The organism is Streptomyces sp. NPDC005794 (genome assembly GCF_042871445.1).
Lineage (GTDB): Bacteria > Actinomycetota > Actinomycetes > Streptomycetales > Streptomycetaceae > Streptomyces.
Genome location: NZ_JBIAIN010000067.1, coordinates 1 through 1007 on the forward strand (window position 1 = coordinate 1; position 1007 = coordinate 1007).

Annotated in this window: 1 protein-coding gene; it reads right to left on the reverse strand. The window is 65.6% G+C overall.

What is annotated here, in order from left to right; all coding sequences use genetic code 11:
* A partial coding sequence (locus tag ACFYQ5_RS36120) for a beta-ketoacyl reductase (RefSeq protein ID WP_389203866.1) occupies positions 1-947 on the reverse strand: 947 nt, incomplete at its 3' end.
* Positions 948-1007 lie beyond the last annotated feature (60 nt).

Here is a 1007-nt window from a genome sequence, read left to right on the forward strand (position 1 = left end):
CGACGATACTGAGCCAACGCATCCAAGTAAGCGTTCGCCGCAGCATAATTGGCCTGCCCCGGACCACCGAACACCCCGGAAGCCGAAGAGAACAGCACGAACGCGGACAGATCCAAACCAGCCGTCAGTTCATGCAGATTCAGCGCCGCACCCACCTTCGGACGCAACACCTTCTCCAACCGCTCAGACGTGAGAGACGTGACAACCCCGTCATCCAGCACACCCGCCACATGCACCACCGCCGACAGACCCTCACCGACCTCCGCAAGCAACCCGGCCAGCGCATCACGATCAGCCACATCACACGCAGCCACCGTCACCCTCGCACCCAACACACCCAAAGAAGCCCGCAGTTCAGCCGCACCCTCAGCCTCCAGACCACGACGCGACACCAACAACAGATCCCGCACACCATGCCGCTCAACCAGATGCCGCACCACAACCCGACCCAGACCACCGAACGCCCCGGTCACCAGAACCGTGCCCACACCCCACGGCGCGACCACCACATCAGCCGAAACAGCAGCCACCCGGGACAACCGCGGCACCCACACCACGCCATCCCGCACCGCCACCTCAGCCTCACCCGACGCCACCACCACAGACACATCCGCATCCGCATCCGCACCGGCATCGACATCCACCAGAACGAACCGCCCCGGATGCTCCGACTGCGCCGAACGCACCAGACCCCGCACCGCCGCAGCCAACGGATCCACCACACCACCACCAACAGCCACAGCACCCCGAGTCACCACAACCAACCGCGACTCCGCAAACCGCACATCAGCCAACCACCGCTGCACCACCCCCAACACCTCGACCAACGACGCAGACACCACCGCAGGACCCACAAGTCCACCCGCCCGAGCAACCGACACACCGGCCTCCCAGACCACCACGGCCGGAACCCGCTCCCCCGAACCCACCGCGTCCAACGCAACCACCGGAACCCGCTCCCCCGAAACCACGGACTGCCGCCGCCACTCGACGTGAAACAGCGAGTC